This window comes from Halobellus rarus (assembly GCF_024494595.1).
Taxonomy (GTDB): Archaea; Halobacteriota; Halobacteria; order Halobacteriales; family Haloferacaceae; genus Haloquadratum; species Haloquadratum rarum.
Window position 1 is genome coordinate 337149 of sequence record NZ_JANHDI010000001.1, and the last position, 17361, is coordinate 354509.

At 67.7% G+C, this 17361-nt stretch carries 20 protein-coding genes and 1 tRNA gene; 8 read left to right on the top strand and 13 right to left on the bottom strand.

Annotation, left to right across the window (positions count from 1 at the left end; all coding sequences use genetic code 11):
* The first annotated feature begins 106 nt into the window (after nucleotides 1-106).
* On the top strand, nucleotides 107-691 hold the full coding sequence (locus tag NO876_RS01765) for a pyridoxamine 5'-phosphate oxidase family protein (protein WP_256419951.1): 585 nt from the start codon (nucleotides 107-109) through the stop codon (nucleotides 689-691).
* Nucleotides 692-726: 35 nt separating this feature from the next.
* On the opposite strand, the gene tgtA is transcribed toward NO876_RS01765, so the two are convergent.
* A complete protein-coding gene (tgtA, locus tag NO876_RS01770; protein ID WP_256419952.1) occupies nucleotides 727-2214 on the bottom strand; it encodes a tRNA guanosine(15) transglycosylase TgtA in 1488 nt (495 codons plus the stop codon).
* Nucleotides 2215-2366: 152 nt separating this feature from the next.
* Between tgtA and NO876_RS01775 the strand changes: the two genes are divergently transcribed.
* Nucleotides 2367-3194 carry a M48 family metallopeptidase gene (locus tag NO876_RS01775; protein ID WP_425601463.1) on the top strand — a complete coding sequence of 276 codons (828 nt, stop codon included), beginning with the start codon at nucleotides 2367-2369 and terminating at the stop codon, nucleotides 3192-3194.
* A gap of 42 nt (nucleotides 3195-3236) precedes the next feature.
* Nucleotides 3237-3515, top strand: coding sequence for a hypothetical protein (locus NO876_RS01780; RefSeq protein ID WP_256419953.1), 279 nt, complete (start codon nucleotides 3237-3239; stop codon nucleotides 3513-3515).
* A gap of 39 nt (nucleotides 3516-3554) precedes the next feature.
* On the opposite strand, the gene NO876_RS01785 is transcribed toward NO876_RS01780, so the two are convergent.
* The 4 genes from NO876_RS01785 to NO876_RS01800 form a co-directional block, all read right to left on the bottom strand.
* Nucleotides 3555-4337 (bottom strand): CPBP family intramembrane glutamic endopeptidase, encoded by a 783-nt coding sequence (locus tag NO876_RS01785; RefSeq protein ID WP_256420239.1) that lies wholly within the window; start codon nucleotides 4335-4337, stop codon nucleotides 3555-3557.
* Between the two features lie 166 nt (nucleotides 4338-4503).
* Nucleotides 4504-5070, bottom strand: coding sequence for an NUDIX hydrolase (locus NO876_RS01790; RefSeq protein WP_256419954.1), 567 nt, complete (start codon nucleotides 5068-5070; stop codon nucleotides 4504-4506).
* 288 nt (nucleotides 5071-5358) lie between these two features.
* Nucleotides 5359-6654, bottom strand: coding sequence for an arylsulfotransferase family protein (locus NO876_RS01795; protein WP_256419955.1), 1296 nt, complete (start codon nucleotides 6652-6654; stop codon nucleotides 5359-5361).
* An 85-nt stretch (nucleotides 6655-6739) separates the two neighbouring features.
* On the bottom strand, nucleotides 6740-7141 hold the full coding sequence (locus NO876_RS01800) for a VOC family protein (protein ID WP_256419956.1): 402 nt from the start codon (nucleotides 7139-7141) through the stop codon (nucleotides 6740-6742).
* Nucleotides 7142-7307: 166 nt separating this feature from the next.
* Between NO876_RS01800 and NO876_RS01805 the strand changes: the two genes are divergently transcribed.
* Together NO876_RS01805 and NO876_RS01810 are read left to right on the top strand one after the other, a co-directional pair.
* Entirely contained in the window at nucleotides 7308-8405 is a 1098-nt protein-coding gene (locus NO876_RS01805) for a metal-dependent hydrolase (protein WP_256419957.1), read from the top strand.
* Between the two features lie 140 nt (nucleotides 8406-8545).
* Nucleotides 8546-8887, top strand: a complete 342-nt coding sequence (locus tag NO876_RS01810; protein ID WP_256419958.1) for a DUF5658 family protein — start codon at nucleotides 8546-8548, stop codon at nucleotides 8885-8887.
* Nucleotides 8888-9102: 215 nt separating this feature from the next.
* Here NO876_RS01810 and NO876_RS01815 read toward each other — a convergent pair.
* The 7 genes from NO876_RS01815 to NO876_RS01845 form a co-directional block, all read right to left on the bottom strand.
* Nucleotides 9103-9175: transfer RNA gene (locus tag NO876_RS01815), tRNA-Pro, on the bottom strand.
* A gap of 90 nt (nucleotides 9176-9265) precedes the next feature.
* The gene (locus tag NO876_RS01820; RefSeq protein ID WP_256419959.1) at nucleotides 9266-9697 is read right to left on the bottom strand and encodes a CHY zinc finger protein; all 432 of its coding nucleotides are present in this window, start codon (nucleotides 9695-9697) and stop codon (nucleotides 9266-9268) included.
* Between the two features lie 4 nt (nucleotides 9698-9701).
* Complete coding sequence (gene trmY / locus NO876_RS01825) at nucleotides 9702-10298, bottom strand: tRNA (pseudouridine(54)-N(1))-methyltransferase TrmY (protein ID WP_256419960.1); 597 nt, start codon at nucleotides 10296-10298, stop codon at nucleotides 9702-9704.
* 122 nt (nucleotides 10299-10420) lie between these two features.
* Nucleotides 10421-11419: a GldG family protein gene (locus NO876_RS01830; protein WP_256419961.1), complete on the bottom strand. Its 999-nt coding sequence runs from the start codon at nucleotides 11417-11419 to the stop codon at nucleotides 10421-10423.
* A complete protein-coding gene (locus NO876_RS01835; RefSeq protein WP_256419962.1) occupies nucleotides 11406-12311 on the bottom strand; it encodes a S49 family peptidase in 906 nt (301 codons plus the stop codon). Before NO876_RS01835 ends, NO876_RS01830 begins: the two co-directional genes overlap by 14 nt.
* Nucleotides 12312-12443: 132 nt before the next feature.
* On the bottom strand, nucleotides 12444-13211 hold the full coding sequence (locus NO876_RS01840; protein WP_256419963.1) for an ABC transporter permease: 768 nt from the start codon (nucleotides 13209-13211) through the stop codon (nucleotides 12444-12446).
* Nucleotides 13208-14164, bottom strand: coding sequence for an ABC transporter ATP-binding protein (locus NO876_RS01845; RefSeq protein WP_256419964.1), 957 nt, complete (start codon nucleotides 14162-14164; stop codon nucleotides 13208-13210). The genes NO876_RS01840 and NO876_RS01845 overlap by 4 nt, the downstream gene beginning before the upstream one ends.
* A gap of 160 nt (nucleotides 14165-14324) precedes the next feature.
* Between NO876_RS01845 and NO876_RS01850 the strand changes: the two genes are divergently transcribed.
* The 3 genes from NO876_RS01850 to rnhB all read left to right on the top strand — a co-directional run bounded on the left by NO876_RS01850 (nucleotide 14325) and on the right by rnhB (nucleotide 17085).
* Entirely contained in the window at nucleotides 14325-14894 is a 570-nt protein-coding gene (locus tag NO876_RS01850; protein WP_256419965.1) for a DUF4112 domain-containing protein, read from the top strand.
* 80 nt (nucleotides 14895-14974) lie between these two features.
* Nucleotides 14975-16390, top strand: coding sequence for a tRNA pseudouridine(54/55) synthase Pus10 (locus tag NO876_RS01855; RefSeq protein ID WP_390277092.1), 1416 nt, complete (start codon nucleotides 14975-14977; stop codon nucleotides 16388-16390).
* The gene (gene rnhB, locus NO876_RS01860; protein ID WP_256419966.1) at nucleotides 16390-17085 is read left to right on the top strand and encodes a ribonuclease HII; all 696 of its coding nucleotides are present in this window, start codon (nucleotides 16390-16392) and stop codon (nucleotides 17083-17085) included. The genes NO876_RS01855 and rnhB overlap by 1 nt, the downstream gene beginning before the upstream one ends.
* 33 nt (nucleotides 17086-17118) lie before the next feature.
* On the opposite strand, the gene NO876_RS01865 is transcribed toward rnhB, so the two are convergent.
* The gene (locus tag NO876_RS01865) at nucleotides 17119-17361 is read right to left on the bottom strand and encodes a DUF7511 domain-containing protein (protein ID WP_256419967.1); all 243 of its coding nucleotides are present in this window, start codon (nucleotides 17359-17361) and stop codon (nucleotides 17119-17121) included.

The following is a 17361-nucleotide window of genomic DNA, read 5'->3' on the forward strand; positions in this document are numbered from 1 at the left end:
GTCGACCGTGAATTATCTGTCTGTTCGCGCGCCCGCTCTCGGTGCCCACCGCGATCCTGACTGCTTCGGCCCGCGCGCTTTTGCCCTCGGCCTCCGGAGCGGGAGTATGCACGTCACCGGTCCGTGGTCCGCCGAGGAGGCGGGCGCGTTCCTCGACGAGACCCGCGTTCCCGTTCGGCTCGGGTGTCACACGCCCAGCGGCCACCTCTGGATGCTCTCGCTGTGGTTCGCGTGGGTCGAGGCCGAGCAGGGAGGGGACGCGGAACCGGCTCCGACGGCCACGGGAGCGGCCTCGGCGGACGCGGGGGCGACCCCGGCGGACGCGGAGAGCGGAGCGAGCGCGGGCGACGCCACTTCGACGCCCGAACTCCGCTGTGCGACGAGCGCGGACGCGGCGGTCGTCGAGTACCTCCGGCACGACTCGGAAGTCGCGTTCGAGGTCTCGACGAACCACCCGCCGTACAAGGGCGTCCGCGGCCGCGGGACCGCGTCGATCGAACCCGACACCGACAAGCGGCTCTTACGGTCGCTCTTCGAGCGCTATCTCGGCGGCACCGACAACGACCTCGGCGACTTCCTCCTCGACCCCGACCGCGAGGAGGTCCGGATCCGTATCACACCGGAGCGACTACACTCCTGGGACTTCACCGAGCGGATGGCGGACGTGTCGGCGGTCGACGACGACGAGTGACGGGTAGCGCGGTCGCGACCCACCTCACCGACGCGTCACTCGAACTGCTCGTCGCTCCGGAGGTTCTCCAGTTCGATGCCGGCCGACAGGCGCTCCAGCGCCGATTCCGGCCAGTCCTCGTGGGCGAGGACGAACCACGAGTCGGGGTTCGCGTCGACGACCCGCGAGACGCCGTCGGCGGCCGCCTCGTAGGCCGCGCGGTCGAGCCGATCCGGCACCTCAGCGGTGAGCGGATACGTCTCCGAGAGCGCCCGCGGGAACGGCCCGAACGGCGGCACCACGCGCCAGGCCGCGTCGTAGGCGTCGCCGGAAGGTTTGCCGCCCTCCGTGAGTAGGACTCGCTCGCCGGCGTCGACCCGCCCGATGCGCTCGTGGTGTCTGAGGACTTCCGGCCGCCGCGCGGCGTCCTCGGAGAGGTAGAAGAACGAGCCCTTCGAGACGGGGTCCTCGCGTTCGAGTTGGTCGGCGTGGTCCAGCAGCGCGCGGTAGCCGTCGAGCATCGCCGGGTGCGAGCGCGCCCGCGACTCCACCAGTTCGAGGAGGTTCCCCGAGCGGATCGCCTGCTTGATCCGCCGGATCTCCGCGAAGGAGACGTGGAGGTTGTGCTCGGCGAGGAGGCGCTCGCGCTCCTCGTCCTCCCGTTCCCGGAGGCCGTCGGGACCGTGCGCCGAACAGACCGCGCACGAGCAGGGGAAGTACTCGAGGTCTTCGAGGTGCTCCGTCCCGCGGACGGTCAGATAGCGGTCGTCGCGGGCGTAGATGGCGTACGCCGCCGAGTCGAAGAGGTCGCAGCCGGCGGCGACCGCCAGCGCGAACATCATCGGGTGCCCCGCGCCGAACAGGTGGACCGGGGCGTCGCGGCCGAGACCGCGCTTCGCGCCGGCGACGGCGTCGATCATCTCCGCGTAGCGGTAGCTGTTCATCAGCGGGACGACCGCGCCGACGGGGAAGACGTCGAGGTCGGTGGCGTAGGCGCGTCGTCCGGCCGCCTCGCGGAGGTCCGGGTACGTCGATCCCTGGACCGGCGCGTTCACGAGCATCTCGCCGGTGTCGACGGCTTCGGCGTCCGCCAGTGCCGCTTCGGTCGTGGCGAGTTCCTTCTCGGCCCGCGCTCTGGAGACGTCCGGCGGCGTCGGGATGTCGACCGGCGTGCCGACGTCTGATCCGATGTCGCGCTGGAACTGAAGGATCTCGCGGGTCGTCACCTCGATGTCGCCGTACTCGGCGAGCTGAAACGACCCCGAGTCGGTGACGATCGCTCCGTCGAAATCGAGCATCTCGTGGAGGCCGACGTCGAGGGCCGCCTCTCGGAGGTCCTCGTTCGTGTGGATGATGTAGGAGTTCGTGATCAGGATCTCCGCGCCGAACTCCGATTCGAGACGGGCGGGAGCGACCGTGCGGATGTTGGGATTGATCACCGGCATCAACGCCGGCGTCTCGACTGTCACCCCCGCACGGGGGACCGAGAGCTCGCCGATGCGGCCGGCGACGTCCCCGTCGCGGAGTTCGAAGTGATCGCGCATACCGATGGTTTCGGGGCCTTGTTGGTAAGTACCGTCGGATCTCCGGCGGCTTCGGGGGAAGAGACGCGGTGACGCTGCCGCCCGCGGAGCGGTCCACCGGAGTCGTTCCAACCCGCCGAGTATTTGTGTCCGAACGGACAACGGATTCGCGTATGCGACACCTCGGACTGAAAGCGCGAATGGCGATCGTCGGATCGATCCTGTTCGCATTCTACGCCGTCGCGGCCGTCGTCCTGATGGCGATGTTCGGCGAGGGGCTGCTGCCGCTCATCCTCGTCGGGAGCGTCGCCTTCGTCGGCGTCCAGTACAAGGTCGGCAAGTGGATGGCGCTGCGGAGCGTCGGCGCGGAAGACCTCCCGGAGGACCGGTACGCCGACATCCACCGCCGCGTCGAATCGCTCTCGCGCTCGATGGGCATCGACAAACCGCGGCTGATGATCGCGCGGATGGGCGTCCCCAACGCCTTCGCCGTCGGTCGGAAGGGCGCGGGGACGGTCGTGGTGAGCGAGGAGCTGCTCGCTCGCCTCGACCCCGACGAGGTCGAGGGCGTGCTCGCGCACGAACTCGCGCACATCCGCAACCGCGACGTGGTGATGATGGTCCTCGGTCAGGGCGTCGCCTCGATCGTCGCCATCGTCGCCCAGTGGGCCGTGCTCCTCACCGGCGACAACGACATCGCGGATTTCTTCCTCGCGATCGTCGTCGGCCAGATCACCCAGATGCTCGTGATGCTCTTCGTCTTCGCCATCTCCAGATATAGGGAATACGTCGCCGACGGCGACGCCGCCGAGGCGATCGGCGGCGGCGAACCGCTGGCGCGCGCCCTCGAAAAGATCAGCCGCGGGAACGAGCGCAGCCAGGACTCCGCGGTCGACTCGCAGGTGAACGCGCTCTGCATCTTCGGCGAGGAGCGCGGCCTCGCACGGCTGTTCGCGACGCACCCGCCGATGGAGAAGCGCATCGAGCGGCTCCGGAACTGAGGCGCGGACGTTCCAACCGATGACTGAACCACGTCACGCCCGATGATCGACGTTCGAACCCTCGCGGCCGCCGTCCTCGGCGTCGCGCTCGGAATCCTGTTCGTCGCCGCACCCGAAACGATCGTCCAGGTGCAGACGGCCGGTCGGCTCCCCCAGGACCGGCGGGGTCGATACGGCGAGGACGGGGTCTCCGGCGGTGACTCCGACGCCGAAAGCGGGGGAGCGGATTCGACAACTCCCTCGAAGTGGCGGCGACTCGTGCAGGCCGTCGGCGTCGCGCTGATTTTCGGCGGCCTGTACTTCGCGTGGACGCTTTTCTGAGACTCAGAAGGGAACACGGTTCAAACGGGCAACAGCGGTTCAGAACGGCAGCGCCGCGCTCGCGACGAACTGCGGCAACTCCTCCATCCCGGCGAACCGGATCGTGAGATACAGCAGCGAGAACAGCGTCGCGTTGTACGCCCCGTGGATCAGCGCCGGCACGACGATGTTCTCCGTGAGTTCGTACATCGTCCCGAACACGAGCGTCGGCAGGACGAGCACCGAGATACTGATCAGCCGCGCCTGGGGCGCGCCCGACAGCGAGAAGAAGTGGATCGACGCGAAGATGAGGCTCGCGAGGAAGATGGCCACGGCCGCGGGCAGCGTCTCACCCAGCCGGTTCTGGACTACGCCGCGGTACAGCAGTTCCTCGCCCGGGCCGATCAGAAGGAACGACGCCGGAATCAAGAGGAGGAGGATTTCGGGGTTCTCCATCCCCATTTCGGCGGTGGTGTTCGGAGCGGGCTCCGCGCCGACGGTCGAGATGACGACCGACGCCAGCACGAGCAGCGCGAGCGACGCGACGTAGCCGCCGACGACGAACGCGATATCGCGCAGCGACGGCACGGCGATGCCGACGTAGTCGATCCCGAGGTCGCGGTAGCGGAGGTATCCCAGCGCGACGCCGCCGAAGCCCACGCCGGTCGCGAGCGCCAGCGAGATGACGATGCTCAAAAGCGGGGTGATCCCCACGCCGGTGAAGAGCAACGTGAGGACGACCGCGCCGACGAGGATCCCACCGACGCCGATACCGACGACGGCGAGGAGGATCGCGACGACGAGCGCGCGGAGGACGTCGACGAGCGGGCCCGACGAGGAGATCGGGCCGTCGGTCCCGTCGGTGAGTTCTGATTCGGAGGACACAGCGCACGTACGTGCTCGGGAGTCAAAGTCCTTCGTCTCTCTCGCCGGTCCTCTCGTGATCCGACTCGCTCGCCGTCTGTCGGGGTTCAACCCCGCTGTCGCCTGCCGAATCCGGGCGCCACCGTCAGCGCCACCGGTCGGCGAGCTCGTACCGGGTGATCCCCGTGACGGTCCGACCGTCGCGGACGTCGCCGTCGAGGACGGCGTCGAGCAGGTCGTCGTAGTCGGCGACGTCGACGCTGATGCTCTCGTTGAAATCGAGGTTCTGTTCGCCGGACGGCTCGCAGTCGCGTGCGACGAAGTAGTGGTGGACGCTGTTCAACAACCCGTTGGCGGGTTCGGCGGCGAACAGGTGTTCGACCGCCTCCGCCTCGTATCCCGTCTCCTCCCCCAGCTCCCGGCGGGCGACCGCGGCGAGGTCGTCGTCGTCGGGTTCGGCGCTCCCGGCCGGTAGTCCACGGTTGACCCGCCCGACGGCCTGTCGCCACTCCTCGATGACGACGACGTCGCCGTCCGGCGTGAACGGGAGGACGACGACCGCCGGCGGCTCGTCGACGTAGTGGAAGCCCGTCTCGGTGCCGTCCGGGAGGACCACGTCGTCGCGGCGGACGTCGAACCCCGGACAGGCGTAGTCGAGCTCGCTATCGGTCGTCCGCCACCGCAACTCCGCTTCGGACGCGTCGTCGGTCATATCGGATCATCCGTCCGGACCGGCAAGAAATCGGGGGGTATCCCGGTCGCGGAGTTTTATATACCATCGAGCGGCCAGGACCCGCGTGACGTAGATACTGTCCCGCGTCGGGCACGGGTTGTTCGGCACGTCGACGCGGGATTGAGGCGACGAATCGGCTGTCGACCGCCGCGAGGGGACGGCGACGTCGCGGCCGCGGTCGTCGCGAGCGGGTGCCGACTGTTCGCCACGGGACGGGAGCGTCGCTTTCGGGTCGGGGGCGTCCCCCCGAACTCCGGCAAGCGACGGCTATCGCCGGCGAAGCCGGTCGCGGACGACGAGACCGCCGCCGCCGAGGACGGAGAGCAGCGAGACGATCGTCACGGCGACGTGCACCTCGGTGAACCAGAACGGCGTCTGCAGCCCGGTCTGGAAGAGCACGAGGAGGAACGACAGCACCGGGACGCTCTGGCCGTCGCCGATCGACGTCGGCTCGTCGCTGCCGTCTGCGTAGGAGACGCCGCCGACGGTCTCGCCCGCGGGCAGTCGCTCGGCCTCGTAGGGGACCTGCGGCGTCCCGTAGCTCCAGACGGTCGAACCGTTCCGATCCACCTCGACGACTCGCTGGTTCAGCGAGTCGGTGATCAGCGTGTTGCCGTTGGGGAGCCGATCGGCGTCGCGCGGCCAATTGAAATTGACGCCCTCGGCCGCGTAGATCTCCCAGGCGACCTCCCAGTCGCCGTCCTCGGCCCGTTCGAGTTCGACGATCCGGTCGTTGTGGCTGTCGGCGACGAGGACGTTGCCGTCGCCGAGCCACTGCGGGTTGTGCTGCTGGCGGAGCAGCGTCGGGTCGCCCTCGGTGGTCGCCTCGTCGCCGTTGATCACCTCGACGACGCCCTCGCCGCGCTCGACGATCACCAACTGGTGGGCGTTGCGGACGGAGACGAGGTAGCGATCCTCGCCGATGACGTCGACGTCGTTGATGTGGAGCCAGTCGGTCCGCGTGGGGTCGTCGGGGGCGTCGTAGCGCGAACTGGCGTTCCACTGCCAGGTGATCTCGCCGTTCTTCACCGTGAATATCCGCTCGTGCTCCATATCGCTCACGAGGAACTCGCCGGAGTCGAGCAGTTCGACGTCGTGTACCTCGCTGTTGGCGCGGGACCGGACCGGGAACGAGTACTCGTGCTCGATCTCGGGAGCGGCCGCGCTGTCGGCGTTCGGATCGATGATCCGGAATCCGGTGTGGGTACACGGCGACTCGTAGGGCCCGCAGTCCTCGTAGCCGTCGTCCATGAAGCCGGCCATCACGCTGCCGTTGTCCAGCATCGTGACGTCGAAGTAGCTGTCAGTGTCGCCCGCACGCCACGCCGTCTCGCGACCGTCGAGCAGGTAGACGGATCCGTGGTCGTGGAGCCCGGGTCCACCGCCCTGTGACCCGACGAGCGTCTGCCGGGTCTCGCCGTCTTCGGCGGATCCGACCTCCGGCGCGAGCGCGGCACCGAGGAGGAGCGAAGTGACGAGGAGGAACACGCCGAACGCGACGAGTGCGGCCCCCGTCCGTCGTCCGGAGCGGGAGCCGTCACCCGAGGGAATCAGGGCACGCATCGATTGGGTAGGTCAAGCACGACCGACGAGAAAAACGGTTCGATGTCGGGGTTGCGGAGGCGTCGAACACTCGATCCTGCCACGCTCACTCGCGTTCGGCCTTCAGTTCGAGTCGATAACCGAACGGATCGGTGACGTACACTGCCGGGGCGACACCGGTCGCTCCGAGGGGATCGAGCCGCCGGTCGACGTCGACGCCGGCGTCGTCTAGCGTCGATTCGATTCCATCGATAGTGTCGTCGACGCGGACGGCGACGTGATCGTATCCGGAGCGGTCCGACCCCGGTCGCTCGCTCGTCGTCTCCGGTTGGAGATGGATCACGGCACCAGGAGCGAACCGCACCGAAAAGAACGGCTTCTCGTCCGCTTCGTACAGATCCATTCCATCGATGCCGAAACCGAGCGCGTCGCGGTAGAACGCGATTGCGGTCTCGACGCCGTCTTCAGGTATCCGGAGTTTGATATGGTCGATCGCGGTTCCGTTCACAGCCGTCGTTCGAACCGAGAGGACAAAAATACGCGTGGCGGGGGTCGGCTCCTCTGTGGATCTCGGGACGGGCCGTCGTTGGATTCCTCCCTGTACACGCCTCGGACCGCCGGACGCGCTATATCCGAAGACCTATTCTTTTCGACGGGCAGGTCCGACGTGATCGATGTTCGTCGGCCACGAGTTCCTCGCGTTCGCCCTCGCCGGGTGGGGGGCTCGATTGACTGGTGCCGACCGGGGGACCGCGTTGCGTCTCGGCGGGATCGCCGCGCTCGCTGCGCTGCTACCGGATCTCGACGTTGTCTACGCTTCGGCGACGTACGCAGTTGCCGTCTGGGCCGGCGCTCCCTTCGGATGGGAGGCGTTCTGGGGCGTCGCCAACGGCGTCCACCGTGTGGTGACGCATCCGCTCCCCGTCGGTGTCGTCGCCGCGCTGGTCTTCACCGCTGCCGCTGCGCTCGTCAGGGGTGACGCGCAGGCCGTTCGAGGACACGCGGCGTCCTCGCGCCTCCCCCGGGTCCACGCGCGAAACGCCCTCGGAACGGTGTTCGTCGCCCTGATCGCTGCGGTCGGCATCGCGGCTCTGCTCCTGGTCTTCTGGGGAGGTGTCAGCCAGACTGCTGCGACGGTGGCCGCCGCGTACCTCTCGGTCGTCGGTGTCGCCGGCGCTCTGGTCAGCCGTCGGGCGAACGCTACGGCCGCGTCGCTGGCCGCAGCGGCCGGTGTCGGGTTTCTCACGCACCCGTTCGGCGATATCTTCCTGGCGGCCCCCCCGCCGCTGCTCTCGCCATTCGGCCCGCCGTTGCTCACCGAACGCATCAGCCTCGCAACTGATCCGACGGTCGAGATCCTCGCGATTCTGTTCGTCGAACTCGCGACCGTTTGGCTCGGCATCGCCGTCGCGTCACGAGTGGGCGCGGGAGAATTCGTCGGCATTGATCAGGGACTGAGTGGCCTGCGGGACGTGATCGGCATCCGATCAGCGGCGGGTGTCGCCTACGGGGCTGCGGTGTTCGTCCTCCCGAGACCGACGATCACCGACGCTCACCTGCTTGGATTCACGATCGTGCCGTTGGCGGTCGCTGTCGGTCTCTGGGCTGGACGTTCAAACGACCGGCCTCCCTCCGCGCCGGGACCCTCGTCTCCGGCCCCGCTGGGTGTCGGTCGACGCCGTGCCGGAGCCACCATCGGGGCTCTGACCGGCCTGACGGCGCTCACCCTCGCCGCCCTCGCGTACCTCGTGGTGTATCTCCTCTCGTCGTAGCCGCCCTCGATTCTCAGCTCCGGTAACCAATCCAAATGCTTAGTATACGTCGCTGAGAATACACTTCCACCGCCGGGTGGTAGTGACCGCTTTCACCCGGACCCAGACCGACAGCCCCCGAAAGACGACTCTCCTGGACTATGCTCTCGGACTTTGATTCGTCCGTCGAAATTCTCGAAGCACACACTCGGCTGTGGTGGTACGGTGCCATCGCGTTCTTTCTCGTTGGTGATACTGTTACGACGCTCGTCGGACTCCAACTACAGACGATCGTAGAGGCCAGTCCGGTCGCTGCCTGGCTCATCAACGCTCACGGACTCGTGTTGATTGTCCCCCTCAAGCTGGCGGTCGTCTGTGGGTTCTACGGGTTCTATCGGATCGTTCCCGAACCCCACAACATCGGGATCCCGCTCGGATTGTGTTCGCTCGGATTCGTGATCACGGTCTGGAACGGGGCCGTGATCGTCGCCGCGCTGCTCTGATCGCCGTCGGGTTCTGGATGCGGCCGATCCGCTGCTTGACGGTGAATTGTGCAAAAGTGGGGCTGGTATCGACGTCGAACGACGCCCAAGACGAAGTACGCCCGAGAACCTCCCCTTCGCGCGGAATCGCGATCCGATTCGAATCCGCTTGACGACATCCGCCCGCGTTTCAGACTGCTCGCTTCGCTCGCAGTAGCGTGAAGTGCGGGAGAAAGTGGGCCGGCGCAGATTCGAACTGCGGTTACGGCCACCCGAAGGCCGAAGGATACCAAGCTACCCCACCGGCCCGCATCTCGACAGTCGCCGTTCGTTCTTTTAACGCTTCCGAACCGAATTTGGCCGCTGTCGTCGCGGCTCCGGTGACTCGCACGAGCGCCTCTACTCTTCGAAGTACCGATCTCGGTGTCGCCGACAACCCGGATTGAACGCCGCCCCGCACTCCGGACACGCGTCGCTGCTGTCGAGGTACGTCCGCGCCGGCAGTGTCGCACCGCAGACGCCGCACAGGACCGCAGCTTCGTCGAATCTCGTTCGGGGCCACGGCTCGGGGTCGTGATCGACCGTTTCGGCGTGACAGACACGACACGGCGAGAAGTGCCCACAGCAGCCGAATCGAAGCGCGACGACGTCAACGTCGTCGTCCCAGTGGGCACATCGCGTCTCGGGATCGACAGCGACGCCGCGAAGCGGGACCGAAAAGCGGTCGTCGACAGCGGGGGCGTGCGTCGTTCGACGGAGACGGGTCTCGTTTTCCTCCGTTCGTCGGCGCTCTCCGGAGTCTCTCGCTTTGCCCGGCTGCTCTCCGTCCATCGTCTCAGTACGCGGTGAAGCCCTCGGTGTCGAGGTAGTTGTGAGCGACGGTGATCGTGTGGTCAGCGTGGAGAACCTCCGGGCCGACCCTGACCCGTTCGTCGGCCTCTGCCCCGAGGAGCGCACGCTCGTGCTCGGCGAACTCGTGGTGGTCCGACAGCACGAACAGCGGATCGCTCGGCGGCTCGACGTCCGCGATCGGCTCGCCGTCCTCGTGGAGTTCGACGACGGTCGTCTCTCCGGCGACGTCGTCGAACGTCGCCTCGAAGCCCATCCGACGGATCGAGACGCCGGGCGTGCTCTCGGCCGGTATGTGTCCGATCGCGTCCTCACGGTGTTCTAAGGCCTGCCGGACGAGCGCCGCGGTGCTCCGCTCGTCGGGGTTGAGCCGACGGAGTTCGGACCCCTCGAATCGAACGGTGAACTCGTCGCCGAGCACGAGGTGGACACGCACGTCCTCTCGGATCGAGTGGGAGAGGAAGAACGCGCTGTTGACGCACCGGCAGAGAACGTCGAGCCGTCCCGCGCCCCCGGCGAGGTCGTCGAGCGAGAACTCGGGCGTCGTCGGGACGTCGTGGCCGACGATCAGGAACTGTCGCATACACCGTCTCGCGGCTCGATCACTATGAGTCGACCGTTCGCAGTCGGATCACTACGAGTCGACCGTTCACAGTCAGTGCGGACCGCAGTCAAAAATGAGTTTTCGAGGGGATCCGAGTCGAGCTACGCGGTCGGTACCGGTCGCGACGGTGCCGACGGTGCGCTCTCGCCCTGTGCGGGCGACGGCGGCGACGGCGCGTTCGACGTCTTCTGTCCGCTCACGAGGAAGTCCGCGAGGTTGCCGACGAACGCCTCGTTGTCGGCGACGTACGCGTTCGTCGGCGCGAGGAAGTCGGTGTCGCCGACGATGGCGGCGTCACCGGACTGCGCCGCGACGGCGTAGGTGTCGGCGCGGCGCGTCGTCGACAGGCGGGTCCGTTCGATCGCCGAGAGCGCGGTCTGTCCGCGATCGCTCGTGACGGCGCGCGCGTCGTGGAAGACGACCCGGTCGACGCCCTGCGAGAGCGAGCCGCTGCCGCTCGTCGCGTAGACGCTCTCGAAGTTGTGCTGGTACTCGTGCATGTTGAACAGGTAGCCCGAGCGTGCCGCGACGCCGAGCGAGGAACTCAGCCCGGGACCGCCGCTGGCGGGCTGTTGGACGCTCAGTCCCAGCAGGCTCGTCACCGCGCTCGCACCAGACGAGGACGCCGGGTCCGAGAGCAGCACGACGCGTCCGCCGGCCTCGTTGAACTCGCGGACGCCGGCGAGTTGCTCGGGGGTGTACGGCTGTCCCGGGTTCGCGACGAGGAGCGCGTCGGCGTTCCGGAGCGACTGGTTCCACGCCCCACCGCGGGCCTGCTCCTGCGTCACGAACCGGACCTCGTGACCGTTCTCGACCAGCGTCGCCGTGAGCGTCGAGAGCTTCTCTTCGGAGAGCTGGTTTCCGTGCGCCCGATCGACGAGGATCGTCTTGCTCGACGCGTCGCTGTCCATCGAGATTTCGCCGCTCTCCTCGGCGGGATCGACGCGGACCGCGTCGAGGTCGGTCTGCCGCTCGGCGAGGTTCGTCACCTCTGGTGTGTCGCCGCCAGTGACGAGTGGCATCACCGCTGCACCGCCGACGACGACGGCGACGATCACGACGAACGCGATCGCGGGGCCGGTCAGATCACGCGCTTGCATTGGCGGTCACCCCCGGGTCGTGGTGGGCGATTTCGTCCACCATCAGCGGTTCCGTGACGGGGACGAGGCCGTTCGTCTGAGCGCTCTGCTTGTAGATCTTCGTTCCATTGTCGGTCTGGCTGGCCAAGAAGATGAGGCCGAGCGAACTCGGCGGCTCCTGTCTGGCAACGTCGTAATTCTCCATCCCGGCCAGCTCCGCGGCGTGATCGATCGCCGTCGGGAGCGCGCCGATCCGGTCGGCGTAGCCGTTCTGGACGGCCTCCGGCCCGAGGTAGGTCCTCGCGTAGGCGACCTCCTCGCGCGAGAGGGTGATGTTCTCGCCGCGGTGCTCCATCACGCGGCCGACGAACTGCCGCTTGAGCGACTCGACCGTCCGCTCCCGCTGATCCGTCGTCGGCTGTGCCTTGTCGGGGCCGGTTCGGATCACCGAATCCGGATAGGGTACGCTGCCGCCGGAGCCGATCACGCCGACGCTGCCGATCTGCGTCGAGGAGAGAACGAATATCTCGTCGGCCGGGAGCATTCCGTAGTACGCGCCCGACGCGCCGGTGCCCTGCACCGAGGCGACGACGGGCATCTGTTCTGCCGTTCGCAACACTTCGAGGTACAATCGCTCGCTGGGAGCGACGGCACCGCCACCGCTGTCGACCTTCAGGACGACCGCCTTCACGGACTCGTTGGTCCGGGCTTCGCGGAGGTCCTCGGAGATACCGTCCACCGTCGTCGCGGAGACGGTGCCGGAGATCGTGATCACCGACACCGTCCCGTCGGACTGCGCGGAGGAACCGTAGTCGTAGGCAACGGGGGCGAGCACCGCACTCACCAGGACGGCCGCGGCGAGAGCGACGACGAACAGCGCCTTCGCCGACGCCGCGGATGGTTTGCGTTTCATACTGCATCACGGCGGTGTCGGTCGATTCCTAAAGACGTTCCTGTGACGAAAATTCGGATTTCACTCACGGACGATAGTTACATCTCTGCTGACTACTCCGGACCGCTCGCGACACGCCGAATGATCACGCGATCACTCGGAGAGGCCGTACCCCCGCCGAAAGAGGACAATGTCGAGGCCGACCACCGCGATGGCGAGCCCCGAGAGCACCGCGAGCGACGCGTTGGGATCGACCTCGCTGACGCCGAGGAAGCCGTACCGGACGCCGTTGACCATGTATATCATCGGATTCAGAAGCGACACCTGCTGGACCGTCCCCGGCAACTCGTTCAGCGAGTAGAAGACGCCGCCGAAGAAGACCAGCGGTCGGAGGATGAACTGATTGAGCATCGTCAGGTCGTCGAAGTCGTCGGCCCACAGGCCGGCGACGACGCCCAGTCCCGCGAACAGGACCGTGATGACGGCGCCGAAGACGACGAGATACAGCGGCCGGACGACGCCGACCGAGGTGAAGAACGCGCCGATGAGCGCGATGAGGGTGCCGACGATCGCGCCGCGGATCGCCGCCGCGAGGACGTACGCGCCGACCATCGTCCGGTACGACAGCGGCGAGGTGAGCACCTCCTCGATGTAGCGGTTCCAGCGGCCGTGGAAGATGTTGAACGAGGTGTTCTCGAAGGCGTTCGAGATGGCGCCGAGCACGACGAGTCCGGGGAGGATGAACAGGATGTACGGCACGCCGGCGATCTGGTCGATGCGCTCGCCGAGGATGACGCCGAAGACCGAGAAGTACAGGACGTTGGTGATGAACGGCGGCAGGAAGGTGTTCCGCGGCCGACGGAGGAAGCGGAGGATCTCCCGACGCAACAGCGAGCGAAAGCCCGTGGTGTCGAAGCTCACGGCGAGGACACCTCCGGCGTCGCTCGTCCCTCGCCGGCTCTCGTCATCTCGACGAACACTTCCTCCAGGGAGGTGCGCTGGATCTCCAGATCGACGATCTCGTGACCCGCCTCGTCGAGTCGAGTTACGATGTCCGGCGTGATGAGCCCACCCTGTCGCGCGGTGACGACGAGCCGCGTCCCGTCCAGTTCGACCGACTCCACCCGGTCGTCGAGCGCCGCGAAGTCCGGGACGGCAGTCGGCTCCTCTCGCAGTTGGACGACGACGTCGTCGGTGCCGCGGTCCATCAGCTCCTCGGGGCTCGCGACGTCGAGGACGCGGCCCGAATCGAGGATCGCGACCTCGTCGCAGAGCCGTTCGGCCTCCTCGATGTAGTGGGTCGTGAGCAGGATCGTCGTCCCCCGCTGGTTCAGGTCGATGATGGTCTCCCACAGTTCGTGACGGAGCTGCACGTCGACGCCGGCGGTCGGTTCGTCGAGAATCAGGAGGTCCGGCTCCGTGATGAGCGCCCGCGCGAGCATGAATCGGCGCTTCATCCCGCCGGAGAGCCAGTCGAATCGCGTGTCGCGCTTGTCGTAGATGCCGACGCGCTTGAGGACCTCCTCGGTCCGCTCGCGGGCGCGCTCTCTCGGGATCCCGTGGTAGCCGGCCTTGTGTTCGAGCACCTCGTGGATCGGGAAGAAACGGTCGACGTTGAATTCCTGGGGAGCGAGACCGATCCGGTCGCGGACCTCGCGGTAGTCGTCCTCGACGTCGTAGCCGAACACCCGCGCGTCGCCGTCGGTCTTGCGGACGAGACCGACGAGGATGTTGATGAACGTGGTCTTGCCCGCGCCGTTCGGCCCCAGAAGACCGAAGAACGAACCCTCCGGAACCGTGAGATCAACGCCGTCGAGCGCCTGTACGTCGCCGTAGGACTTCCGCAGATCGCGTATCTCGATCGCAGACTCCATTCACTCGTCGTCGGTTCCGCGTGGACCTAAGGACCACGAAGTCGGACGCTGTCTCCTCTTTCGGTTCCGTCTCCCGTCCGTTCGATCCGCGCCCGCTCCGCACGGGTGCCGTCGCCCGCGACGGCGAAACACCGATACCCGCCGGCCGCGACGATCCACCGTGGACCCGTCGAACCGCCCCGATACGGAGGACGCGTCGGATCGCCACGAGACGGCGGTACCGACGACTCGGCCAGACGCCGCGGAACCGTCGAATCGCCCCGACGCCGTGGACTCGGAGCGACTGGCTCGACTCCGGCGGGTGAGCAGCCTGCTCGACAGCGCGGTCGAGATTCCCGTGATCAACGTCAGAATCGGCCTCGACCCACTCCTGGGGCTTCTTCCGGGAGTCGGGGACGCGACCACGACCGCCGCCTCGGCGTACGTCGTCGCGGAGGCGGCCGCGCTCGGCGCGCCGCGGGCGACGATCGCGCGGATGTGTCTGAACCTCCTCGTCGACGCGCTCTTCGGGTCGATCCCGCTCGTCGGCGACGCGTTCGACGTCGTCTGGCGGGCGAACGACCGGAACGTCCGCCTGCTGGAAGCGCGACTGTCGGATCCGAGCGCCGAGCGGCGGGACAGGCGCGTCGTGGTCGTGCTGGGAATCGCCGTGTTCGTCGGCGTCCTCGCCGTCAGCGCGATCGTATTGGCGACGCTGTGGTGGCTTCTCGGCGTCGCGGGCGTCGTGTAATCGCCGCTGCTCCTCTCCTCGATTCGCCGCCCTCAACCTGAAAGGACAAGACAGAAGCGAGCGCCGTCTCTGGTACTCGTATGAGCATTCTCGCCGACGCCCGCGCGCTCGACGCGCAGGACCCCGTCTGTGACGCCTGTCTCGGGCGGGCCTTCGCGGATCGGAGTCACGGACTGACGAACGACGAACGCGGCCGGAGCCTCCGCATCGCGGCCGCGCTGGACGACGACGAGCCGTACGAGCAGGTAGAAACCGGCGACTGCTGGGTGTGTGAGGGCCTCTGTGACACGTTCGACGAGTGGGCCGAGCGCTGCGCGGCCGAAGTCGAGGACGTCGAGTTCGAGACCTACCAGGTCGGCACGCGCACGCCGCCGCTGATCGAGGAGAACGAGATTATGCTGCGGGAGGGTGCCGGACTCGACGAGGAAGCGGGCGAACTGTTCAAATCGGAGTTCAACCGCGAGGTGGGCAAGCGTGTCGGTCGACTCACCGACACGGCCGTCGACTTCGGGCGGCCGGACGTCCAGTTCACGCTCGATCTCGAAGCCGACACGGTCGAGGTCGACGTCCACTCGGCGTTCGTCTACGGCCGCTACCGAAAGCTCGAACGCGACATCCCGCAGACCGAGTGGCCCTGCAACGACTGCCAGGGATCCGGGTACATCGGCAAACAGCCCTGCGAGAAGTGCGACGGGACGGGCTACCTCTATCGGGACAGCGTCGAGGGGCTGACTGCGCCGGTCGTCCGAGACGTGATGGACGGGACCGACACGAAGTTCCACGGCGCAGGCAGAGAGGACGTCGACGCGCGGATGCTCGGGACGGGTCGACCGTTCGTCATCGAGGTGATGGAGCCGCGTCGCCGCCGCGTCGACGTCGAGCGCTTGGAGGGCGACATCAACGCCTTCGCCGAGGGCCGCGTCGAGGTCGAGGGCCTCCGCCTCGCCGACTACGAGATGGTCGAGCGCGTCAAAGGTCTCGACGCCTCCAAGCGCTACCGCGCGGCGGTCGAGTTCGGCGACGCCGTCGACACCGCCGCGCTCGCCGCCGCGCTCGACGAACTCGAAGGCGCGACGATCGAGCAGTACACGCCCCACCGCGTCGACCATCGCCGGGCGAGCCTGACTCGGACCCGTGAGGTCTACGCGGCCGACGGCGAACTCGACGACGACACCCACGCCACCGTCGAGATTCACGGCGCGGGCGGCCTCTACATCAAGGAACTGATCTCCGGCGACGAGGGACGGACGAACCCGAGCCTCGCGGGCCTGCTCGACGTCGACGCCGAAGTGACCGCCCTGGACGTCGTCGGCGTCTACGGCGAGGCGGAGTCCTTCGAGGACGAGTCGTTCTTCCGCGACGAGAGGGGCGAGTCCGCGAGCGACGTCGGGGCGTCCGAGTCGTCGGGCGCTACCGACACCGTCGACGACGCCTCGATGGACGACTCTGACCCCGTCGACGACGCCTCGATGAACGACGGCGTCGATACCGAGTGATGGCGGACGATCCCGTCGTCGGCAGCGACGAGGCCGGCAAAGGTCCCGTCCTCGGGCCGATGGTCGCCGCCGCGGTGCGCGCACCGTCGGAATCCATTCCCGACGGCGTCGACGACTCCAAACGGCTTTCGCCCGCCAAACGGGAATCGATCGCGGAGGTGCTCAGAGAGCACGAGGCGGTCGCCGTCGGCGTCGCGGTCGTCTCGACCGACCGGATCGACGACCCCGAGACGGATATGAACACGCTGACTGTCGAGGCGCACGCCGAAGCCGTCGCCGGGGTCGCCCGCAGGGACGACGCGGTCGTCGCCGACGCCGGCGACGTCAGCGAGTCGCGGTTCGCGCGTCGCGTTCGCGAGGGCGTCGAGCGACGCGTCGGGGCGGACGACTCGCCGTCTGCGTCCCCGACGCTCGACGTCCACGCCGAACACGGCGCTGACGGATCGTATCCGCTCGTCGCCGCGGCCTCGGTCGTCGCGAAGGTAGAGCGGGACGCCCGGATCGACGCGCTCGCGGACGACTACGCCGAGTACGCTCCGCTCGGGAGCGGCTATCCGAGCGACCGGACGACGCGGGACTTCCTCCGCAAGTACGTCGAACGGACGGGGGAACTCCCCGACTGCGCGCGGGCGTCGTGGTCGACGTCGGCGGACGTGCTCGCCGCCGCCGAGCAGTCCGGGCTCTCGGAGTTCTGACCGGGAGATGACGGAACCGGGGTCGAACGTCGATCAGCGCATCTCGTCCAGCGAGACGAACGACCCCTCCTCGGCGGAGACCCACGTCGTCGGGAGTTCCGTCGCCGTCGCGTTCGCCGGGTAGATCGTGCACTCGTCGGGGTCGTCGTCGTACTCTTCGACCCGCGCGAGGAGGACCTGCTCGCGGTGGGTCGGCTGGGTGTCGCCGACGTGAGGCGAATCGGTACGCTCGTCGGCGTGCGGGGCGTCGGTGGGGAGGTCAGTGTCAGTGGCCAT